Source organism: Poriferisphaera sp. WC338, from assembly GCF_050931845.1.
GTDB lineage: Bacteria > Planctomycetota > Phycisphaerae > Phycisphaerales > Phycisphaeraceae > Poriferisphaera.
Genome location: NZ_CP194516.1, coordinates 901,916 through 921,837, shown reverse-complemented (window position 1 = coordinate 921,837; position 19,922 = coordinate 901,916). Strand labels below are relative to the sequence as shown.

The following is a 19,922-nucleotide window of genomic DNA, read 5'->3' as shown; positions in this document are numbered from 1 at the left end:
CGAACTTTTCCGGTACCCTGCCCTCTCAATGATTCAAAAAAATGATTCCTAGAAAGTCAGTATTGCCAACAGATTACGATTAATCAAGTCTGGCGTGAAATCAATCATGCCACACCGGTTATACGCACCATAACTGGGATTTGATCACGCTACGACCAAATTCTGAGCAACAGCACAACCTCCCAGCCCACAAAAAAAAGAGCGCCGTGCAGGACGCCCTAATTTTGCGTTTTTTTCTCAGCGTTTTAGTGCGGCATCGGGTGCTTCGCACACATCGCTATAACGTCCTTGTTCACCTCAGCAGCAGCAGCGCCGTTGGATGCAAGCACGCGATCGATCATGCCGGCCACTTCGCGAATATCTTCTTCTTTCAAACCGCGCGTGGTAAGAGCTGGCGTTCCAAGACGCAAGCCGGAGGTCACTTTCGGTGGACGCGGATCATAAGGGATACCATTCTTGTTGGTGATGATGCCAGCTTCTTCAAGCCAAACTTCCGCTTCAGCACCAGTCAGGTTTTCGTCTTTCGGGCGAAGGTCGACAAGCATCAGGTGGTTGTCGGTTCCACCCGAGCAAAGGCGGTAACCGTGGCCAGTGAGTGCTTCCGCGAGCACCTGCGCATTCTTCACAACCTGTTGTTGATAGGTTTTGAACTCTGGCTTGAGTGCTTCACCAAAGGCAACCGCCTTCGCTGCAATTACATGCATCAGTGGGCCACCCTGCGAACCGGGGAACACACGGCGGTCAACCATCTTCGCCACTTCAGGATCATTGGAAAGGATCAAACCACCACGTGGGCCACGCAGCGTTTTGTGTGTTGTCGTCGTGACAATGTGTGCATGCGGGAAGGGTGAAGGGTGCACACCTGCTGCAACAAGGCCTGCGATGTGCGCGATATCAGCCATAAGCACGGCACCAACTTCGTCAGCAATCTCACGGAACTTGGCGAAGTCAATGGTGCGTGGGTAAGCGGAGTAGCCACAGATGATCATCTTGGGTTTGTGTTCAAGCGCTTGTGATCGAACGTAATCGTAATCAATCAACTCGGTTTCAGGATCGAGTTTGTAGTCAACGATGTTGTAGAACTGGCCAGAGAAGTTTACTTTCAAACCGTGGGAAAGGTGACCGCCTGAAGAGATGGGCAGCGAAAGGATCGTGTCGCCTGGCTTGCACATAGCCATGAAGGCCGCGGTGTTTGCATTCGCACCGCAGTGTGGCTGAACGTTAGCAAACTGACAACCAAAGAGTTCCTTGGCACGATCACGCGCGAGGTCTTCGATTTGATCATGAAACTTACAACCGCCGTAATAGCGGGCACCCGGATAGCCCTCAGCATACTTGTTGGTCAGGCAGGTGCCCATCGCAGCGATGACGGCTGGGGAGGCATGGTTCTCCGAAGCAATCATCTCAAGAGTATGTTCTTGACGGTCCTGCTCAGCGGCAATAATTTGCCAAGCTGCAGCATCGTAGTCGCTTATAAGTCTTTCCGCATCTGATACTTGCGGTGAGTTCGTGGTCATCTAATCACTCCGGATTTCACGGGATAAATGGGGTACCACCAGCATGTGTGCCCTGTGCAACGAGTTGTGGCTTGACCCTGATGATGAACAATAGGCCGTATTGTAAGGATTTTCACGTCGGACCGCATTCCACATGCACCGATCAAGGCGAATGGATATCCATGCCATACTCTATGTATAAGCTTGCCCTCCTTTTTGAAACATTACTGTGATTAATGAAACCGTCATGCGAATAGCAACACGACACAGCAATTTTTCCAAACCTCATATGATCAATCAAAGACCACTAGCAGAACAAATAAGAATTTTCTTAAATTTATCGCACTTTGGCGTAATTCAGATAATCTCATCTTCTCATTGATCCGATTCACTTTATCACATTAGGAAGCATCATATGAAGCACGACTTAAATCGTGCCTTTACAGTACGGTTCCGCAACCCGGAGCCTCTTATCCAATAGGTCATCTCACCGGAGGCTAGCAGATGAAGTTTACGATTGGTAGGAAACTCGGCTTTGGCTTTGGATTGATTGTTATTCTGATTATCTCACTATTGATTGTAAGTCAAATCACTGAAAAACGGGTAAGTCGACTTGAAGCAAAAGCATATCGCATGCTGGGACTGACTCAAATGCTCGCGGAAAAGGAAAACGATCATCTCACCTGGCTTAATGGTCTCAATCAAACCTTCCTAGAAAACACGGAGCGTATTTCAGTACAAACGGATCACACCAAATGTAAGCTTGGGCAATGGTTAAACAGTGAGGATTCAGAAAAAGTTTCTCAGATTGATGACACGTCAGAACAAATCATCGCTGAACTCAAATCTGCACATAAAACTTTACATCTATCTGCACACGAGATTCAGAATACATGGCAACAACGTATTGAAGGCTTACATGAGCATACCTGGGCTATCTCAAAAGGACATGATCAATGGATACAAAAACTGTCGAACGATCTGCTCAACGAATCTAATCAAACACACGTTCAGTTATCACATCAGGATTGTGTGCTCGGCCGCTTTCTCTCCAGCGATTATTATCGAGAGAATATCGAGCATATCCCAGCGTTACATCAAGCCTTCTCTGATATTCGCGAGCCACATACCAAACTGCATCAATCAGCACAAAAAATCAGTCAGGATTTGGAAAAGAATCGACTGGTAGACGCCAAAAATGTTTATCAAACACAGACGGTCCCGCTATTAGCTGAAGTCGGCAAGTGCTTACAGGATGTTTCCACATATGAGGACAAAATCGATCTTGCTGAAAGCAGATCACGTCATATTCTCAAAGGTCAGACCGCTGGGGCACTTGCTGAAGCCCGCAAACAAATTGGGAATCTGCGCAAACATCTAGATATAAAAGCAAAAGAAGCCTGTAGCGAATTAAATGCAAGCATGCAGTTCATGCAGCGTGTGAATATGATCGTTACCGGCGTCTCGGCTGTACTTGCGATTATCATCTGTGTCGTAATCACACGCAGTATTGTGCATCCAATCCGAAAATTCCTTGCTGAATTTAAAATCATTGCCGATGGCGACCTCACGCGAAAAATCGATATTAACAGTTGCGATGAAATTGGTGAACTTGCCGGTGGATTCAATGCACTAATCGGCCGACTGCACGGAGTCGTCGCTGAAGTAAGTGACTCGACATTTGAGGTCGCCTCTGCGAGCAATGAAATTGCGGCCTCAAGTGAAGAGCTTTCTGCTGGTATGACAGAGCAAAGTTCACAAATCCTTCAAATCACAACTGCAGTTGACGAAATGGCGCAGTCTATTACCGAAGTCGCCAACAAATCAATGGATGCAGCCAACGAAGCAGAAAGATCAGGTACAGCTGCGGAAGAAGGCGGCGAGGTTGTGCGAGAAACGATTGAGATGATGAACAGCATCAACAATTCCGTACAACGCAGTTCGGACAGTGTGAAACAGCTTGGTGAACGCGGAGAAGAAATTGGCAAGATCATCGAAGTCATCAATGACATTGCAGATCAAACAAACCTACTCGCATTAAATGCAGCCATTGAAGCTGCAAGAGCCGGCGAACATGGACGTGGCTTTGCGGTTGTTGCAGACGAAGTACGCAAATTGGCTGATCGAACCACCAATGCGACTGATGAAATTGCTGAATCGATCGAAGCTATTCAGTCAGAAACCAGTGAAGCAGTTTCGCGCATGAAGATGGGGACCGAAGAAGTACAGAAGGGTGTGGAGCGCGTAACCGGTGCAGGCACCAATCTCGAAGATATCATGACACGTACACACCATGTATCTGCGATGATTCAATCCATTGCTGCTGCAGCTGAAGAACAATCTGCGGCAAGCGACGAGGTCGCTAAGCATATTGACTCAATCTCAAGTGTTACGACGCAAGCAGGTGCAGCTACAACACAAGCTGCCGCAGCTGCATCACAGCTTGCATCTAAGTCCGAACATCTGCAATCGCTCGTTCAATATTTCAAAGTTAAACGTAATCGATCATACGAACAGGATGCCGCAAAAGAAGAACAAGCTGCCTAGACGAGCAATTCAATAAACTAATAACGCAAAGCCCAGCAAAGTTCTCTACATCCGTCTTTGCTGGGCATTTTACAATAGCTGTCAGATCAATACTATTTCTCGCCCTGCAACACAAACGTTTCCTGTCCGTCAGTCAACAAAATTGCCTGATTCATCAGTTGCATCTGCTCAGTCAGAAGCGGCTGCTCCAATCCCGGTAACTGATACACATGCTGAAGCAATCCATTCTCTCTATTTAGCGCATAGACATTGTATCTAAAACTTGCATGAAGCTGATCCGCAGGGCCGACCATCTCCTCTTGATGCCAAAAATCATCCTCACCAACCACTGCGGAGAGATAGACCGCATGCGAGTTGGTAAAAGCTTGTGTTGCAAAAAGCTTGCGACCGGGCATAACAATGGCATCCCGCCAAGCAACTTCACCTTTTTCTGCTATTGCAACCGCATTGGAGGTTGTCATCACGAACCAATGCCCACCGATCTGCCTCGCCTTCGCCATACGTGGCACACCAATGGTTTGGAGTGTTAAACGTTTGAGAATCATGCCATGCCTTGCATCAATTACGTGCAGCAAACCATCACGATCGATGACCAATGTATGATCTGCGCCGAACCACGCATGATTGGAAAGTTCTTCATCTGTCAAAACAATTCGCCAGAGGATCGATGAATCAAATAACTGGTAAGCGGTTAACTGCCTTCGGCTCACCGCAATCAATCGCCCATCATCGGTCAAAGATACCTGTGTTGGTTTTTCAGCAAGTTCGATCGGGTGACGGATTGATTCGCCTGTTGAGACACTTAGTAACATAATGCCAGAAGTTTCGGTTTCCAGTGCAACATGTTTTCGCCCAAGGATGGCCAACACATCTTCTTTGATCTGTATTTCATCAATCGCTTCCAGATGAATACGATTTCTCCATTTCAGTTTACCGCGTGCGGCATCCACAGCTACAAGCCGACCCTTTCCGTCAGACACAATCAGCATTTGCGCATCATAAAGTACTTTGTAGTGCGTGCTGCCGGTCAATTCATCCGCATTATCATTTTCCTGCACGAAAATTTCTGCCAAAATCTCTTCCGCATCGTTTTCGTGTGCCATCAGGCTCATCCGCTTCAACACAGGCTTCAGATCAACTATTGGCCACGCATCTGAACCATCAGCCAACAACACTGACTTAAGTTTCATATGCCCATTGCGTGTAAAAGCCAAATAGGCATGGGTATCTGACATGTGAATTAACTGCGGTGAACTCTGCTGCATCTTCACCGACCAAATCGGCTTTGTCTCTCCCAGTTTGAAGCAATAAAGCTTAAAGGGGGTGGCGGTAAGAAAATGATCCTGCCCCGGTTGCACTTGTGTACGACACGTCAATAGCTCGCCCTTATAGCGCGTCAGAGACGTAATTGGAAAACGGACCTGTGCATACTGATCTGATGACCCCGGCGTGTTAGCCAACTCATCGATCCATGTATTGATCTCTACAAATGCATCACCACGGGACAGCATTACAATCGTTGGATAATCTCGCTTCACACGCTGCAGCCACTGAATGGCCTGATCAGGCTTACGATCTTGTATATGCAACAAAGTGAGCTGCGAAACCAATTGTCCAAGCAAAGGATGCTCCGTGTCATTAAGCGCGCCCATCATGTGGTATGCATCACGGTAATATCGTTTCGCTGTTTTGGGGTGACCATCTCGCGCCACTAACTGTCCCGCATGAAACATGATTGCTGGCGTTACCGAAGCATGTGGATACTTCTCTGCCAAACTCACATAATCTTCAGCCACCATCGTTGGATCGGACTGTAACTCTTTGAAGTTTGACTCAGCCATATGGTCATAGCGACCATAAATATCGCGGCCATACAACTGAATCATCTGGCTGATACGCATCTTCGCTTCTGCACCAGAAGGACGCGTCGTTTGCGCGAAGGTAAGCATTTCATCCGTCAACTGTGGGTCAAGCAAGATCGATTGATAGTGCTCAACCGCATCATGTACCTTGCCAACCCGCTGATAAAATTCGCCTGCAGCAAAGTGGTACTGAATCTCTTGCTCACGGCCACTCACAATGGCAGCCAAACGGTTAAACATCTCCAGTTTCATCTCATCGCTAAGCCCGGATCCCAAGCGGAGCATTGCAAAAATCTGATCGAACACTTCTTTCTGAGATTTCTGATGACGATCATGTTCACGGTTAATCAGCAGTTGTTCCAATGCCCGCACCGCATCATCCATCCCTTCAAGCATCACTTCATCTGACCCATAACGCATTGCAATATGCGCAAGCGCCAAGCCCGGCTTTACCTCCTGCGGCAACATTGCGACTTGGCCACGCAAATGCGATAACGCTGTTTCCCAAGGCATGAAACAACGTGCATCCGCAGCATTCAACATCAACACCTGTCGATCTGCGAGCAAAATATTGCCTGTATCCAGCGGCATCATCTGCCGAGTCACCGTTCCCGTCGCAAGATCAATGATGAGCAGACGATTGTTCGTGCTAATGAGTGCAACACCTTCTGCCACGCCGACCTGCCCCGCAAGTACGCTCACACCGCTCTCAGAAATCGGGATCGACCATTTCTTTTCCAGTGTTTGCGGATCAAGATGATGCATCTGCTTGTCGGTAATCAAAATCAATCCCGAAGGATATGATTTCATCTGTGCAAGATTCTGCCAGTGCGCTTCGGTCAGACTTCTCAGGATTGAACCGGTTTGCGGATCAAGCAGCACCGGCACACCTAAGCGTTGATCGGTCACAACCACCAAACCTTGTTCGGTCATAAATGGCGGCGGGCGCATCTGCAACATATTCGAAGCATGAACGGCAAACTCTTGACGCTTTGGCTTGGAGCGTTCAAACAAACGAACCCAATTCACCGTGCCTAGCCGTGCATCAATCGCCGCCACGGCGCCGAGGTAATCTGTGAGATAAATCACACCATCATGTAGCTGCATGTTCGCGATCGAATCAATCGCGTTGCGGTTCATATTAGCGGTACTTGCCAGATGCCGCTTCCACAAAAGGTCTCCCGACCTCGCATCAAACGCCAACAAGTATGTATCTTGAAAACCTGTAGCGGGTCGGCGTTCTGCAATCGCATACAAACGATTCTCTGATAAAATCGGCGTACCCTGAAAAAACGCCCGATCCAATCCCTCATTCTTTAACCCCGCAAGACGAACCTCCCATGCTGATTTCCCGGTCTGCATTTCGACGGACACTAATTTCGTTTCGGTAAACTCGCGCATCCGATGCCCTGCCCACGCAGACACGCGGCCAATTACACCAAACAAATGCGTTCCGTTCGTCGCCACTTGCCGCGGGTCAAGCAACATTCGTCCTGAACGTGCTCGTACAGATCGCTTATTCTCCTCTGCTTCCTCCGGTACGTACCGCCAAATCTCTCGTCCGGAAAACCGGTCTAATGCCAGTAAATATTCGCCATGATTAATGTAAATTGCATCTCCACGAACCCGCCCCAGCACGGCCAATGTGTTTTGTAACGCAATGCGGCTTACTTGCCGCGTATTGTTTGGTCGTACCTGTCTTGAGTACGCTTGATTCGGATCATGAAATGTGACCTCCCATAGCGTCGATTCTTTTTGCTTGGGCAAAGATTCTTTTAAGTGCAACTTGATGGCTTCTTGTTCGTGCAGACTCGGATCAATTTGCGAAGCGAACAGTATCACACGCTCAGCGGCATCTTTTGCTCCCGTCTCTTTCAATTTGGTGACATATTGATCCCCTTGGTGCTGGTCATTGGCCATATACGCACCAATGGCGGAAAGCTCCAAATACCGCTCACCCTGCTCATCAATCAATGGGTGATTTGCAAGCAACCGAAGCATGCTGCGCGCATCTGCAATCCTGGCCTGTTCTAATTTGCGAGCAACAAGATCAAGATTCGCTGCCACCGCAGCTTCAGTCAGCCAATATCGCTGAATCAATTGACCAACTTGATCGTCATTTTTAATAGCTGTGTCACGCAGTTCCCGCTCCGCAACCGGCTCGAATACTTCTCGGTAAACCGTGTACAACCGAGCATTGCTACGGATGAAATCTTTGACATGCAAAACAGCGTCGTGATGTAGCGCACCAGCCACATCTTCTTCCTCAGTCTCCACCAACATTTCTTCAGCCACAACCGTCACCTGCCCTTTGGGCAGCAGCTTATTTGGATGGTCATCCATTAACCCCTGCAACACCCGCACAGCCGCGGTCAATTGATCCTCCGCGATTAGTCGCATCGCGCGATCCATGTTCTCCGCTACCACCGGGGAGTCCTCGATGTACACTGGCCGCATCTGCCCCGCTCCCGGAAGTTCCGCAGCCTGCAGTGAAGCAGCCCCTCCCCATACCCATCCGATCAGCACGCCAGCCAACAGCATCACCACGCCCCACACGTGACTGTTTCGCCCTGTTCCAACCCACCTACTACCTACCCCACATCGCCCTATCATATTGATAATCCCTGACTTAAGTTACGCAAACACTGGGCTCACTCACAGCGTAAAAATACCACCGCCCAGTTTACGTCATCGGCACGCAACCCTCACGATAATTCTGAGGAATCATCCCCCCTTCCCAAACTCCCGAAAGATTGCCCCTCAACAACCTCAAAAATCACCCTTACCTTCCTCACAAACCCAGTCCTAACACCCTCCCGAATCGCCTTGCCGCCTCAGCCTTGATATAATGTGCGGCTCAAAATCCTCAAACTGTTTTATTTTCATACCAACCTAAGAAAGGTGAAATGACCATGAGCTGCGAAGCGCTTAACGTGGCAATCGTCGGTGCGACGGGAGCCGTTGGAGAAGAATTTTTAAATGTCCTGGATGAGCGAAATTTCCCCATCGGAAAACTCACCCTTTTGGCATCCGCGCGCTCCGCTGGCAAAACCATCACCTTCAAAGGCACCACCCATACAGTTGAGGAACTGACCGAAACCAGCTTCAAAAATATCGACATCGCACTGTTCTCTGCAGGCGGCGGGATCAGCAAAAAATTTGCCCCCATCGCGGTCGAGTCCGGCGCTGTCGTGATTGATAACTCCTCTGCTTTCCGCATGGCCGATGGCATTCCGCTCGTCGTTCCGGAAGTCAACCCCGAAGCAGTCAAAGAAGCTGGCATCGAAGTCGGCAACCCTGGCGTCGGCATCATCGCTAACCCCAACTGCTCGACCATCATCATGCTCATGGCTGTCAACCCGCTCCACAAAGTGGCTGGCGTCAAGCGAATGGTCGTCTCAACTTACCAAGCCGCTTCCGGTGCAGGTGCAGCCGCCATGCGTGAGCTCGAACTGCAAACCCGCGAAGTCCTTGAAGAAAAACCAGTGACCACTGAAATCTTCCCATTCCAATATGCCTTCAACCTCTTCAGTCACAACTCTGACATGAAGCCGAACGGCTACAACCAAGAAGAACTCAAGATGGTTCACGAAACACACAAAATCTGGAACCAATTCAACGGCGATCAATCTGCGATTACTGCAACTTGTATCCGCGTGCCAGTCATGCGTGCACATGCTGAATCGATCAACCTTGAGTTTGAAAACCCGATCACTGAAGAGCAAGCCATCGCGGCACTCGACAAAGCGCCCGGCGTTTCTATCATCAATGATCGCGATAGCAATACCTTCCCCACACCACTCGATGCCACCGGCAAAGACGATGTCTATGTCGGCCGCATCCGCCGCGACATTTCTCGTGACGACAACCGCGGTCTTGATCTCTTTGTTTGTGGCGATCAAGTTCGTAAGGGTGCTGCACTTAATGCAGTTCAAATCGCAGAACTGTTGGTAAGGTAACCTGTCACACAACAGCAAATTGATAACAATCCAACCTGGACCCTTATGGGGTTCAGGTTTTTTTTATTACGCCATCAAAACCCAACATCATGTCCTATCCTCTGCTTTACTTAAAAACACCTAAATTAACATCCAAAATTTTTTATCTTGGTTTATTTAATTTGTTACATAATATGAATTGAACTCATAGCAATCTGTGATAAACTCCCGTCTTGGGTTTGATCGAAATACTCCCACCCTGCCGAGCACGGCAACGTATCACACACGGTCAAACCAAACCACATTCATTCAATCCGCATAGTGATTGCTGACGTGGAACAAATAGCTGTAACTACTGGGTCATACATTATTCCGGACCCCTACAACTTAAATGCAATTAATCGTTCTGCTGCAATGCCGCAACAGAACGCGGTTCAATTTTCCAAACCATCTTTACCACACTGGAGAAAGAGATGAAACGTACTCTATTGGCTTCATTGATTATCGCAGCAACAACCATCACAACCTCTGCTGCACAAGCCATCGACTTCGATCCATTTGTCATCCGCAACTCAAATGTCGGCAGCGTTGCACCTACCATCACCGAAAACCTAGACGGCGATGGTGCTCACTGCGCAACTCCTCTTGACGGACAAAAAGTCGGCTACGGTACAAATTACTTCAACGGCAAAACCTTCGGTTCAATCGAATCCGTTGATTTCGATTATGTCTCCGGACCAACCACCATCATTCCATACGTCAACATCTGGGTAACCGACGGCACCAACTACGCCATTATCTCCACCGAAAACGATTACCGTGGAGACAACTGGGCAACCTATGCTGAATTCAAGGTCTTCGAAACAGATTTCAGTGATCTTGACTGGCTCCTCGGCGGCAACCCCGCGAATCGTTCTAACCAGTATCTGCAAAAATCAGACGGGCTCGGTGGGTGGACAAATGTCACTGGTGCAGATCTCGCACATCTCACCATTGCCGATCCTGGCGTCTACACTAACGGCTTCATCGGCACAGGCGCACCCAAAAACGGTACAGGCTTCAACATCATCTGGGGCGACACCGCAACCAATTACGTAGGCGTCTACGAGTACGACAACCTTGTTGTTACTGAGGTCCCAGAACCTGCTTCCCTCGCTCTGCTCTCACTCGGCCTGATCGTCGTCGCACGCAGACGCAATCAAGCATAAAAATCCTCCCCCACCCCCTCCAAACGCTCTGCATCACGCAGAGCGTTTTTTATTTCCTCAGCCCCCTCCTCACCCGCGCTAAATTCAGTTAACATTTCTTTCATCCTCGGGAACCTTCTTCCTCACCATACGTCTATAACATAGAAGCCCTCGGAAATTTACTGGCTCCCCCATAAACTATTGCCTGATCTAACTAGGAGACGATCATGCTTAAACGATTTTCATTGCCGATCATTGCATCCTTGCTCATGACAACGACACCGCTGACAGCCCAAGAAGCAACCCCTGAAACGGCTCCCGAAACACAACACACAACAGAAAAACAAATCTTTTCCGCTAAATCCAAACCTACTCACATCGCGCTCTTCAAAAACGGCTATGGCGTCGTTGTTTCCAAAGCCAATCTTGATACCGCCAGCACCTTCACTGTTGAAGAGCGGGAACAGCCTCACACTTTCCAAATTGATCTCTTCCCCAATGCCTCCCAAGGTACTTTCTGGATGAACTGGTCGAACTGGGCAAACCTTACCAACATCAAATCCACCTATGCCAAAGCAACAGAGAAAGCCGTCGCTTCGAACATTCAGGAAGTTATCCGTGCCAATATCGGTAACAACATCAATCTTAAAATCGACAAGAACTGGATCCGTGCTACCATCCTCGATGTGCCTGAAATCAAGCAGCAAAACCCCGGCGAACCCCGCCCACTCATCTTTCCCCCACCTCGCTTCAGCGATATTGTCTATCTCAAAACCGGCGATGCGATCCTCGTCAAACGCATGCACCAAATCCAAGACGTCCAACTCCCCGCAGGATCAAACATTCCGCAAGTAGATCACACTTCTCACAAGCCCGTTCTGCAATTCGATGCCAACCTCAATCCCATTGTTCGTGGCGTCACACTACCCACCATCGTCAAAACCTCCTACCTCGCCAAGGGCATCGCATGGGCACCTTCCTACATCGTCAACATCGACAAGCTCACCGACGATAATCTCACCGCCGACCTTTCCGCCAAGGCCGTACTCATCAACGACCTCATCGACCTTGATAACGTCTCCGCAGAACTCATCGCTGGCTTCCCCCACATGCAATTCCAAACCGCTTCCTCCGGCATGACCCTCCAACCTCTTGACCAATTCATTAACAATCTCATGCAGAAACAAGCACGCTATGCCGGTCGTGGCAATGGCATGTCCAACGTCATGTCGCAACGCATGGATATGGTACAAGAAATGAGCATGGCCGCACCTTCCATGCCACAACAAGCCGTCAAAGGCGAAACTACCGAAGACCTTTACTTCTACCAACTTGAAAACGTCTCTCTCAAGAAAGGTGAACGCGGCTACTTCCCACTCTTCGCCTCTGAAATCGGTGCAAAATCCATTTACACATGGGACATCCCAGACTTCGTCGATCAGTACGACAACTACATGAACCCACAACAACAAAAACAACTCGTCCAACCCGTTTGGCATTCACTCGAACTCACCAATAACACCGATCGCCCTTGGACCACCGCTCCTGCCGTCACGATGAAAGACGGCCGCATCCTCGGACAGGACACCATCACCTACACCGCGCCAAAAGCAACCTCACGCCTCAAGATCACCCAAGCCCTCGCGATCAAAGCCAAACAGCAGGAAGAAGAACTCTCCCGCCAACAAGCCAATTCAAAACAGATCGCCATCTTTGCTGGCAACTCACGCAATTACGCCATCATCACCGCCCGCGGCTCCCTTGAACTCACCAACTACAAATCTAAACCTGTGGAAATTGAAGTTTCTAAAACGCTTTCAGGCCAAGTCCTAAAATCATCCAACGACCCTGAGATCATCAAGCTTGCCAAAGATCTCGATCGCCTCAACCCAACCTCCAAACTCACTTGGAAAATCACACTCAAACCCGGCCTCGAAAACAAAGTCAAACTTACCTACGAATACAAAGTAATTTCACGCAGATAATATCTCAACAAACACACGTAAAAAAAACACACGCAACTCCCCTCCGAGTGCGTGTGTTTTTATTTAAGCCAAGTTTTATGTTTATGCTGCTATGCCGCGTTCGGCGATTTAACCCGTGGCGTGAATATCCGTACACAGTTACGACCCGACGCCTTTGCGGCATACACACCTTGATCTGCTGCTTTCACCAGCTTGTCGACTTTATCAAAAAATGTCCCGTCATATGCCGCGACACCAATACTGGCCGTAATATGAAGATTTTTTCCTTCGTCCGACTTTACCGTGGTTTTCTCAATTGCCTGCCGCATGTCTTCTGCAATTTGCGCCGCTCCAATCCGATCCGTATTCGGCAACACTACCGCAAATTCTTCACCGCCATAGCGCGATACAAGCCCACGTTCACCGACGACAGCTTCAAGTGTCCGTGACAACGCCACCAAAACCTTGTCGCCAACAGGATGACCATACGTATCGTTAAACTGCTTGAAATGATCCGTATCTAAGAACAGCACACTCAACGGACCACTTGCGCCCTGTGTTGTTTTATCGTATTCATCTGAAATATATTCATTAAAATGTCGACGATTTGCAACGCCGGTCAGAGAATCAGTATTCACCTGATTCACCAACTTTTTATTCTGTTGCTGCAGTTGATCATGCTGCTGCTGTGCCGCAAGTGTAATGTTCATCAGCGCATCATTCGCCTTTGCAAGAATCTCATCTGGATTACCGAGATCATCTGTCTGCAAATCAAACAAGCGTTTCAGTTCATTGGTTTGCGTGTGAATCTCTTTCAGCTGTGGTTCTGCATCCTCTTGCGATAAGTCAAGCCATGCTTTAGCAAGACGGTAATATTTCTCTAAGGCATGTCCATCACCATCATTGATATAGATTTCAGCCACAATCGAACCGAGCGCGACACACTGTACGAATAACTTAACATCTCCGACAGCTTCATCCGGATTCTCATGGTATTTGATTGGTGCAACCAAAAGTGGTGGCAACTTCCACGAAGCTGCAAGCGCTTCACCCACTTCAGCGTGCGTCAGTTTCAATGTATCACGTTCTAGCTCAAACAGTTTGCAGTGTGAATCGCCAGCTTCTGTCATGATTGCTGTATACTCACTACCCAAAGTTTGATTCAATGCGAGCATACCAAGGTCTTGCAACAAACCGCCTAAAAATGCTTCTTCCTGCTGAACCAATCCCTTCAATTTCGTAAAGTGCTTCGCTGCCGCAGCTGCATAAATGCTGCGCTTCCAATAGCGAAGATGATTAAATCCATCTCCCCCTGCACCCTGCAGATTGTTGACGAGACTAAAACCTAATGCCAATGTTTTAACACTGTTCAGACCCAACACCACCAGTGCATGACTAATCGTGCCCACCGTATAGGCCTGGCCGTAAAAGCTGGAATTAACTGTTTTGAGAATCTTGCTCGAAAGGGCCGGATCGTTCTGAATCGTCTCAGCAATTTCGGTGATATCGACATCTTGCTGCTGAACAAGATCAATCACCTCTAGCGCAATCGCCGGCAGGCTGGGCAATCTCGGTGATCGTAATATGCGATCTAACAACGCCTGATTCATGTACTCATCCCCTCGTACGCACACAAGCTGTGCGCGCTGGTCATCAACAAAACATATTTACGAGGAGAATCAATCACGGCTGAAAATTCTCCTGCCCCTATGCCTGAGACTATCGGAAGGACTGAGCGCAGACTTAAACCTCCACGAATAAACTTAGAAACATTAATACTGGTATTTTAAGTTCATCAATCGTTGTTATTGTTGATCAACTGATTCATGCGGGACTGACATGGGACGCAAAACTCGTATACAGTTACGACCAGACCGCTTCGCGGCATAAAGTGCCTTATCCGCACAATCCAACAATTCGATCTCATTTCCCAATTGGCGCAAATGATCTCGTCCCGCAACGCCCGCACTCACCGTTACACCAATACGCTTGCCATCACCCACATCAAACCGCATCTTTTCAATCCGCTCGCGCATGTGCTCACCAATCTGGGCCGCACTTGCCACACCCAATCGTGGCAATAGAAGCGTAAATTCTTCACCACCAAATCGCGCCACACAACCGTCCTCAGGCTCATGTTCCTTCAATAAATTCGCAATCATCACAAGTACGCGATCCCCTGCTAAATGACCGTGTTCATCATTGATTTTCTTAAAATGATCAATATCAAAGAGTACCAAACTCAATGGGAAATCGCCTTGTTGACTGTTCTCAAATGCTGTTTTCAATGCACGGTCAAATACACGTCTGTTCGCAAGATTTGTCAGCGAATCGTGCTGTGAGATGCTTTCAAGTCGCGACCGATCTTTATCTAATTGATCGATCGTTCGCTCATTCTCAAGCGTCGTTGCAATCAATTTTTCGTTCGCTTCCAAAAGCAAACGATTCACATCGCGGTGCCCACGGCTCTTGATTTTAAACGCATCAGAAATCAGCTTACTCTTTTCTTCAACCTCAGCCAGCAGATCGTGTGCCATCTGCTCATCCATCCCCATCCATTCCTCAAGCTGTGCCGCATAGCTGGAAACTGCCGAGATCGAAAGCTGCTGTGGTGAAAGTGCATCGGCAACTAGACTGCTCGCTGCCACCATTTTTACAAGTACTAGGTATTCCGCTGGTGCATAGTCCGGCGCATGATGGTGCTCAATTGCATATACCAACATATCAGGCAAGCCCCATTGCCGCGCTAATCCCGCTCCAACTTCCGCATGATCCGTAGAAAGTTGATTCTGCTCAATCCGCGCCAATACTGAGTGTGTGCTACCCGTTGACTTGATTAATTCCTGGTAATCCCTGCCAATGACCTGCACCATCGCAACTAAGCCGATGTCTTGCAAAAGCGCTGCGGTAAAAGCTTCTTCAGTCAATTCGCTGCCAAGATTTTCTGCGATTGTTTTCGCCGCCACCGCGCTGTATACACACCGTCGCCAAAAACCATCCAGATCAAAATCAATCGGGCACTGCTCACTAATAACCTGACTTAGGCAAAACGCAATCGTTAACGTCTTCACCGCACGTACACCGAGCAATTTGGTTGCTTCGCGCACTGTCACAACCTGACGTGATAAACCGTAGTAACTACTGTTTACACTTGCCAGTAACTTCACAACCAATCCCGGATCAACACTGATCACTTCGACAAGTTCATCCAGATCACCGCCGTCCTGCTTGCACAATTCAATCACGCGTACTGCAATGCGCGGCAGCGTTGGCAATTGTGGCGAGTCTAGTATCTGATCCAGCAAGTCTTTCCTCACGCAGTCTTTCCCCCTCAATCCGGAAAAGCCATGAAAATCGTACGAATATCGTCTACGTCTCTATAAGTTGCATCGACATCTATAGCTATGCACTTGATCGAGTAACCTATTGGGAAGATGTCCGTAGCAAATTCAACTCATACATTCGCCCGATAACCATATTTCATAAAACGTTCTGACATCTAAGTCACAAACCCAACCAATCAAACGTCTGTATAACCAAAACCAATATGCTCACACGTATGATAGAACCAGCAACTCTATTTTAAATCTCGCACCATAAACATAAGAAAACCCCTGCTAGAACAGGGGGTTTCAAAATCATCTCAAATTTCCTGTGTTACCTCAAACCTAAACATTCAGCATCGCAGTAAACTCTGCATACCGCTGATCAAGCTCGGCTTTCTCGAGTGTTTTCAATCGACCAAGCGAGAAATCCTCAATATTGAAGCTCGCAACAACTGTCCCGTATGCCATCGCTTTGCACAATGTCGCATAACTGATGTCATCTGCACTCGCAAGATAACCCATCATCCCGCCCGCAAAACTATCGCCTGCGCCTGTCGGATCAATCACCTTCCGTGCTGGATACGCTGGCAAAGCGCACACACCATCATCGTGCCGCAAGATCGCACCATGTGCTCCCTTCTTCACCACCACAAACTTCGGCCCCATCGCTACAATCTTGTCTGCTGCAACTATCACATTGCTCTCGCCGGTCAGTAACTCTGCCTCAGAATCATTTAGCACCAAACCATCAATCTGCCGAAGCAAATCCGTCAGTACTGCTTTCTCCGTATTGATCCAAAGATCCATCGTGTCCGCAACAACCAGTTTACGATTTGGAAAGTTTTCCAGAAGGGCCATCTGTCCCGCAGGATGCGTATTGGCTAGGAAAATATACTGCGAATCTTTGTACCCATCTGGTACCGGTGGCAAATCCTCAGCCAACACATTCAAATCCACACTGATCGTCTCGCGATCATTCATGTTCTCCAAATACTTCCCATGCCAGCGGAACGTTTTGCTCCCCTTACGAACCTCAAGCCCAGTGGTATCCACATCAAAGTGTTTGAAATCCCCGACAAACGCTTCCGGAAAGTCTTCGCCTACCGCACCAACCAATCGCACATCACCAAAGTACGAAGCAGCCGCTGCAAAATAAATACTCGATCCGCCTAATACACTGTCTGCCTTTTGGCCGTCCGGTGTCTCAATCGTATCGATCCCAATACTGCCCGTCACAATCAAACTCATATCAACTCTCCAGCTTTCGCTTGTTTATTTCTTCTCAAAAAAGTTGTCATGCAAAACGATCACAGTTTCTTCGCCTTGCACATCTTGTAAACCGTATCCCACTCTTTCTTTGTCACCGGCTGTACCGACAGCCGCGAGTTCTTGACTAGCACCATTTCTTCCAGCGCCTTCGTACTTTTGATCGTTTCAAGTGTCACGGGCTCGGTCACAGTTTCTACTGCCTTAAAATCAACCATCCCAAACTTGCCAGTCTTGTCTGTGTGATCCGGATAATGCTCCTTCACTACTTCGACAATCCCTACAACCCGCTTCTCCTTCACCGAATGATAAAAAAACGCGCGATCCCCCTTCTTCATCGCTTTCATATTGTTATTCGCCTGATAATTGCGAACGCCATCCCAATGCTCTACACCTTTCTTGCAATGATCTTCCCACGACCACGTGCCCGGCTCACTCTTAATCAACCAATAATTCATCGCTTAATGCTCCCGATGTGACAACTTCTATCTCATGATTAGGCAGGCTTCACCGCGATACAGTTCTTAAACCGCGTAAGTGTCCTCGCTTTACCGAGGATGTTCAGCGTCGCATCAATCGGCGGCGTCACCGTTCCGCTACTCACCGCCACACGGATCGGCTGCGCGATCTTACCCATGTTGAGCGATTCCGCTTCCGCAGTTTTCGCCATCCAATCATGAGCTGCATTACCAAAACCTTCTTCCGGCAAATCACCAAACGCTTCGACCAATCGCTCCAGCATCACAAACCCCTCCCCGTCATTCTTCATCATCGCCTTCTTAATCCCCTTCGGTGTGAAGTCATACACAATCTCATCATCGCTGCACACAAAGAATCGTCCGCCCTTGGCCGGCTCATCCAACGATCGGCTTCGTTCCTGATACCCTTCACAAAACGCCTTGAAGTGAGCATCATTCGCAACAAGATCATCATATTCCGGATAGTGTGCTGCAAGATGCGCCTTCAATCTCGCTGCAAAATCATCCACAGGCAACATCACCACCGCTTCGGTGTTGAACTTGGCTAGCTTATCACGGTCAAACTTCGCGGCGCTCTTACCAATACGATCAAGCGTGAAGTTCTCTTTCAAAAACGACAGCGGGTTTGGCCCAAACCGCTCAACATCATTGCCCGGTGACCAGCCCAAGAGCGACAAATAATTATCCAACACCTCTGGCAAGTAACCTGAGTCTCTAAAGTCCGCCACATCAATCTCAGGCAAAACAAGATCCAGTTGTTTCGCAATCACTAACGCCACCGGCAATTCATCATTCTTCTTCGCCAAGAAATCTGCAAACAGTTGACCATCAATCCCATCGACCGATTCAAGCTTTGCATCCTTAGCTGCCTGTCGCGCAACTTTGGCTTTGTCGCGCTTACTCATCTTCGAGCCATCGCTATTAAAGATCAGTGGGATATGCGCAAACCGCGGCTTCTCCAAACCCAATGCTTCAAACAAGGCCACGTGCTTCGGTGTGTTGTTCAGATGCTCCTGCGCCCGCATGACCAGTGTCACGCCCATCGCGGCATCATCCACCACGTTTGCCAGATGAAACGTCGGCCCGCCATCCTTCTTCACAATGATGAAGTCTTCAAGCTCCGCCTGCTGTACCACCACCTCACCCAAAATTTCATCATTCACCGCCACATCGTGGTCTGGCATCTTAAACCGCACCACGTGCTCATCACCCGCATCCAACCGCGCCTGCAGCGCATCTTTATCCGCATTTAGCGCAAGCATATCCGCCGGATCATATTGGTACGGCTTCTTCGCAGCACGTGCCGCCTTCCGCAGTGCATCTAACTCCTCCGCCGTCTTGAAGCAGTAGTATGCCCGCCCCTTCTCAAACAGCTTCTTCACTGCATCGTCATACAACCCGCTCCGTTGACTCTGAAAATACGGGCCACGATCACCAATCTGATTCGCATAAGGATCATCTGCATCCGGATCCGGCCCCTGATCCCAATCTAATCCCAGCCATTGCATATCTTTAATAATCGCCTTGGTGGCCTCGGGGGTCGATCTTGCTTTATCCGTATCTTCGATGCGCAAGATGAATTCGCCGCCGTTGGCACGGGCGTAGGCCCAGTTGAAAAGGGCTGTCCGCGCACCGCCAACGTGCAAAAATCCGGTCGGGCTTGGGGCAAATCTTGTCACAACTTTCTTATTTGGTTCGCTACTCATGATCGGGATTGTAGCGAATTCCATCTCAGCCTTCAGAGCAACAGCCTGCTTCTTGCGACTTTTTACTAGCCAGATAATGGTGTCTCAAGGCATTTCGCGCCTAACATTCGCTTCCTCTGTCAAAAGCCTTCACCCTCCCCTGTCGCCTCTT

Annotated in this window: 11 protein-coding genes; 4 read left to right on the top strand and 7 right to left on the bottom strand. The window is 48.7% G+C overall.

Features of this window, described 5'->3' with window-relative positions; genetic code table 11:
• Positions 1 to 245: 245 nt before the first annotated feature.
• Positions 246 to 1,517, bottom strand: a complete 1,272-nt coding sequence (gene glyA, locus ACQ6WK_RS03675; RefSeq protein WP_432799393.1) for a serine hydroxymethyltransferase — start codon at positions 1,515 to 1,517, stop codon at positions 246 to 248.
• Positions 1,518 to 2,000: 483 nt separating this feature from the next.
• Here glyA and ACQ6WK_RS03670 point away from each other — a divergent pair, with 483 nt between their 5' ends.
• Positions 2,001 to 4,043: a methyl-accepting chemotaxis protein gene (locus ACQ6WK_RS03670; protein ID WP_432799392.1), complete on the top strand. Its 2,043-nt coding sequence runs from the start codon at positions 2,001 to 2,003 to the stop codon at positions 4,041 to 4,043.
• A gap of 92 nt (positions 4,044 to 4,135) precedes the next feature.
• On the opposite strand, the gene ACQ6WK_RS03665 is transcribed toward ACQ6WK_RS03670, so the two are convergent.
• The gene (locus tag ACQ6WK_RS03665; RefSeq protein WP_432799391.1) at positions 4,136 to 8,518 is read right to left on the bottom strand and encodes a PQQ-binding-like beta-propeller repeat protein; all 4,383 of its coding nucleotides are present in this window, start codon (positions 8,516 to 8,518) and stop codon (positions 4,136 to 4,138) included.
• A 293-nt stretch (positions 8,519 to 8,811) separates the two neighbouring features.
• Between ACQ6WK_RS03665 and ACQ6WK_RS03660 the strand changes: the two genes are divergently transcribed.
• The 3 genes from ACQ6WK_RS03660 (at position 8,812) to ACQ6WK_RS03650 (ending at position 13,015) form a co-directional block, all read left to right on the top strand.
• Entirely contained in the window at positions 8,812 to 9,864 is a 1,053-nt protein-coding gene (locus tag ACQ6WK_RS03660) for an aspartate-semialdehyde dehydrogenase (RefSeq protein WP_432799390.1), read from the top strand.
• 452 nt (positions 9,865 to 10,316) lie between these two features.
• Positions 10,317 to 11,051 (top strand): PEP-CTERM sorting domain-containing protein, encoded by a 735-nt coding sequence (locus tag ACQ6WK_RS03655; RefSeq protein ID WP_432799389.1) that lies wholly within the window; start codon positions 10,317 to 10,319, stop codon positions 11,049 to 11,051.
• Positions 11,052 to 11,257: 206 nt separating this feature from the next.
• The gene (locus ACQ6WK_RS03650; RefSeq protein WP_432799388.1) at positions 11,258 to 13,015 is read left to right on the top strand and encodes a hypothetical protein; all 1,758 of its coding nucleotides are present in this window, start codon (positions 11,258 to 11,260) and stop codon (positions 13,013 to 13,015) included.
• A gap of 89 nt (positions 13,016 to 13,104) precedes the next feature.
• Here the strand turns inward: ACQ6WK_RS03650 and ACQ6WK_RS03645 are convergent, their stop codons facing one another.
• The 5 genes from ACQ6WK_RS03645 to gltX form a co-directional block, all read right to left on the bottom strand.
• A complete protein-coding gene (locus ACQ6WK_RS03645) occupies positions 13,105 to 14,604 on the bottom strand; it encodes a sensor domain-containing diguanylate cyclase (protein ID WP_432799387.1) in 1,500 nt (499 codons plus the stop codon).
• Positions 14,605 to 14,799: 195 nt separating this feature from the next.
• Entirely contained in the window at positions 14,800 to 16,311 is a 1,512-nt protein-coding gene (locus ACQ6WK_RS03640; RefSeq protein WP_432799386.1) for a sensor domain-containing diguanylate cyclase, read from the bottom strand.
• Between the two features lie 351 nt (positions 16,312 to 16,662).
• Positions 16,663 to 17,568 (bottom strand): PfkB family carbohydrate kinase, encoded by a 906-nt coding sequence (locus ACQ6WK_RS03635; RefSeq protein WP_432799385.1) that lies wholly within the window; start codon positions 17,566 to 17,568, stop codon positions 16,663 to 16,665.
• Positions 17,569 to 17,627: 59 nt separating this feature from the next.
• On the bottom strand, positions 17,628 to 18,044 hold the full coding sequence (locus ACQ6WK_RS03630) for an EVE domain-containing protein (protein ID WP_432799384.1): 417 nt from the start codon (positions 18,042 to 18,044) through the stop codon (positions 17,628 to 17,630).
• 38 nt (positions 18,045 to 18,082) lie between these two features.
• The gene (gltX, locus tag ACQ6WK_RS03625; RefSeq protein ID WP_432799383.1) at positions 18,083 to 19,795 is read right to left on the bottom strand and encodes a glutamate--tRNA ligase; all 1,713 of its coding nucleotides are present in this window, start codon (positions 19,793 to 19,795) and stop codon (positions 18,083 to 18,085) included.
• Between the last annotated feature and the right edge of the window lie 127 nt (positions 19,796 to 19,922).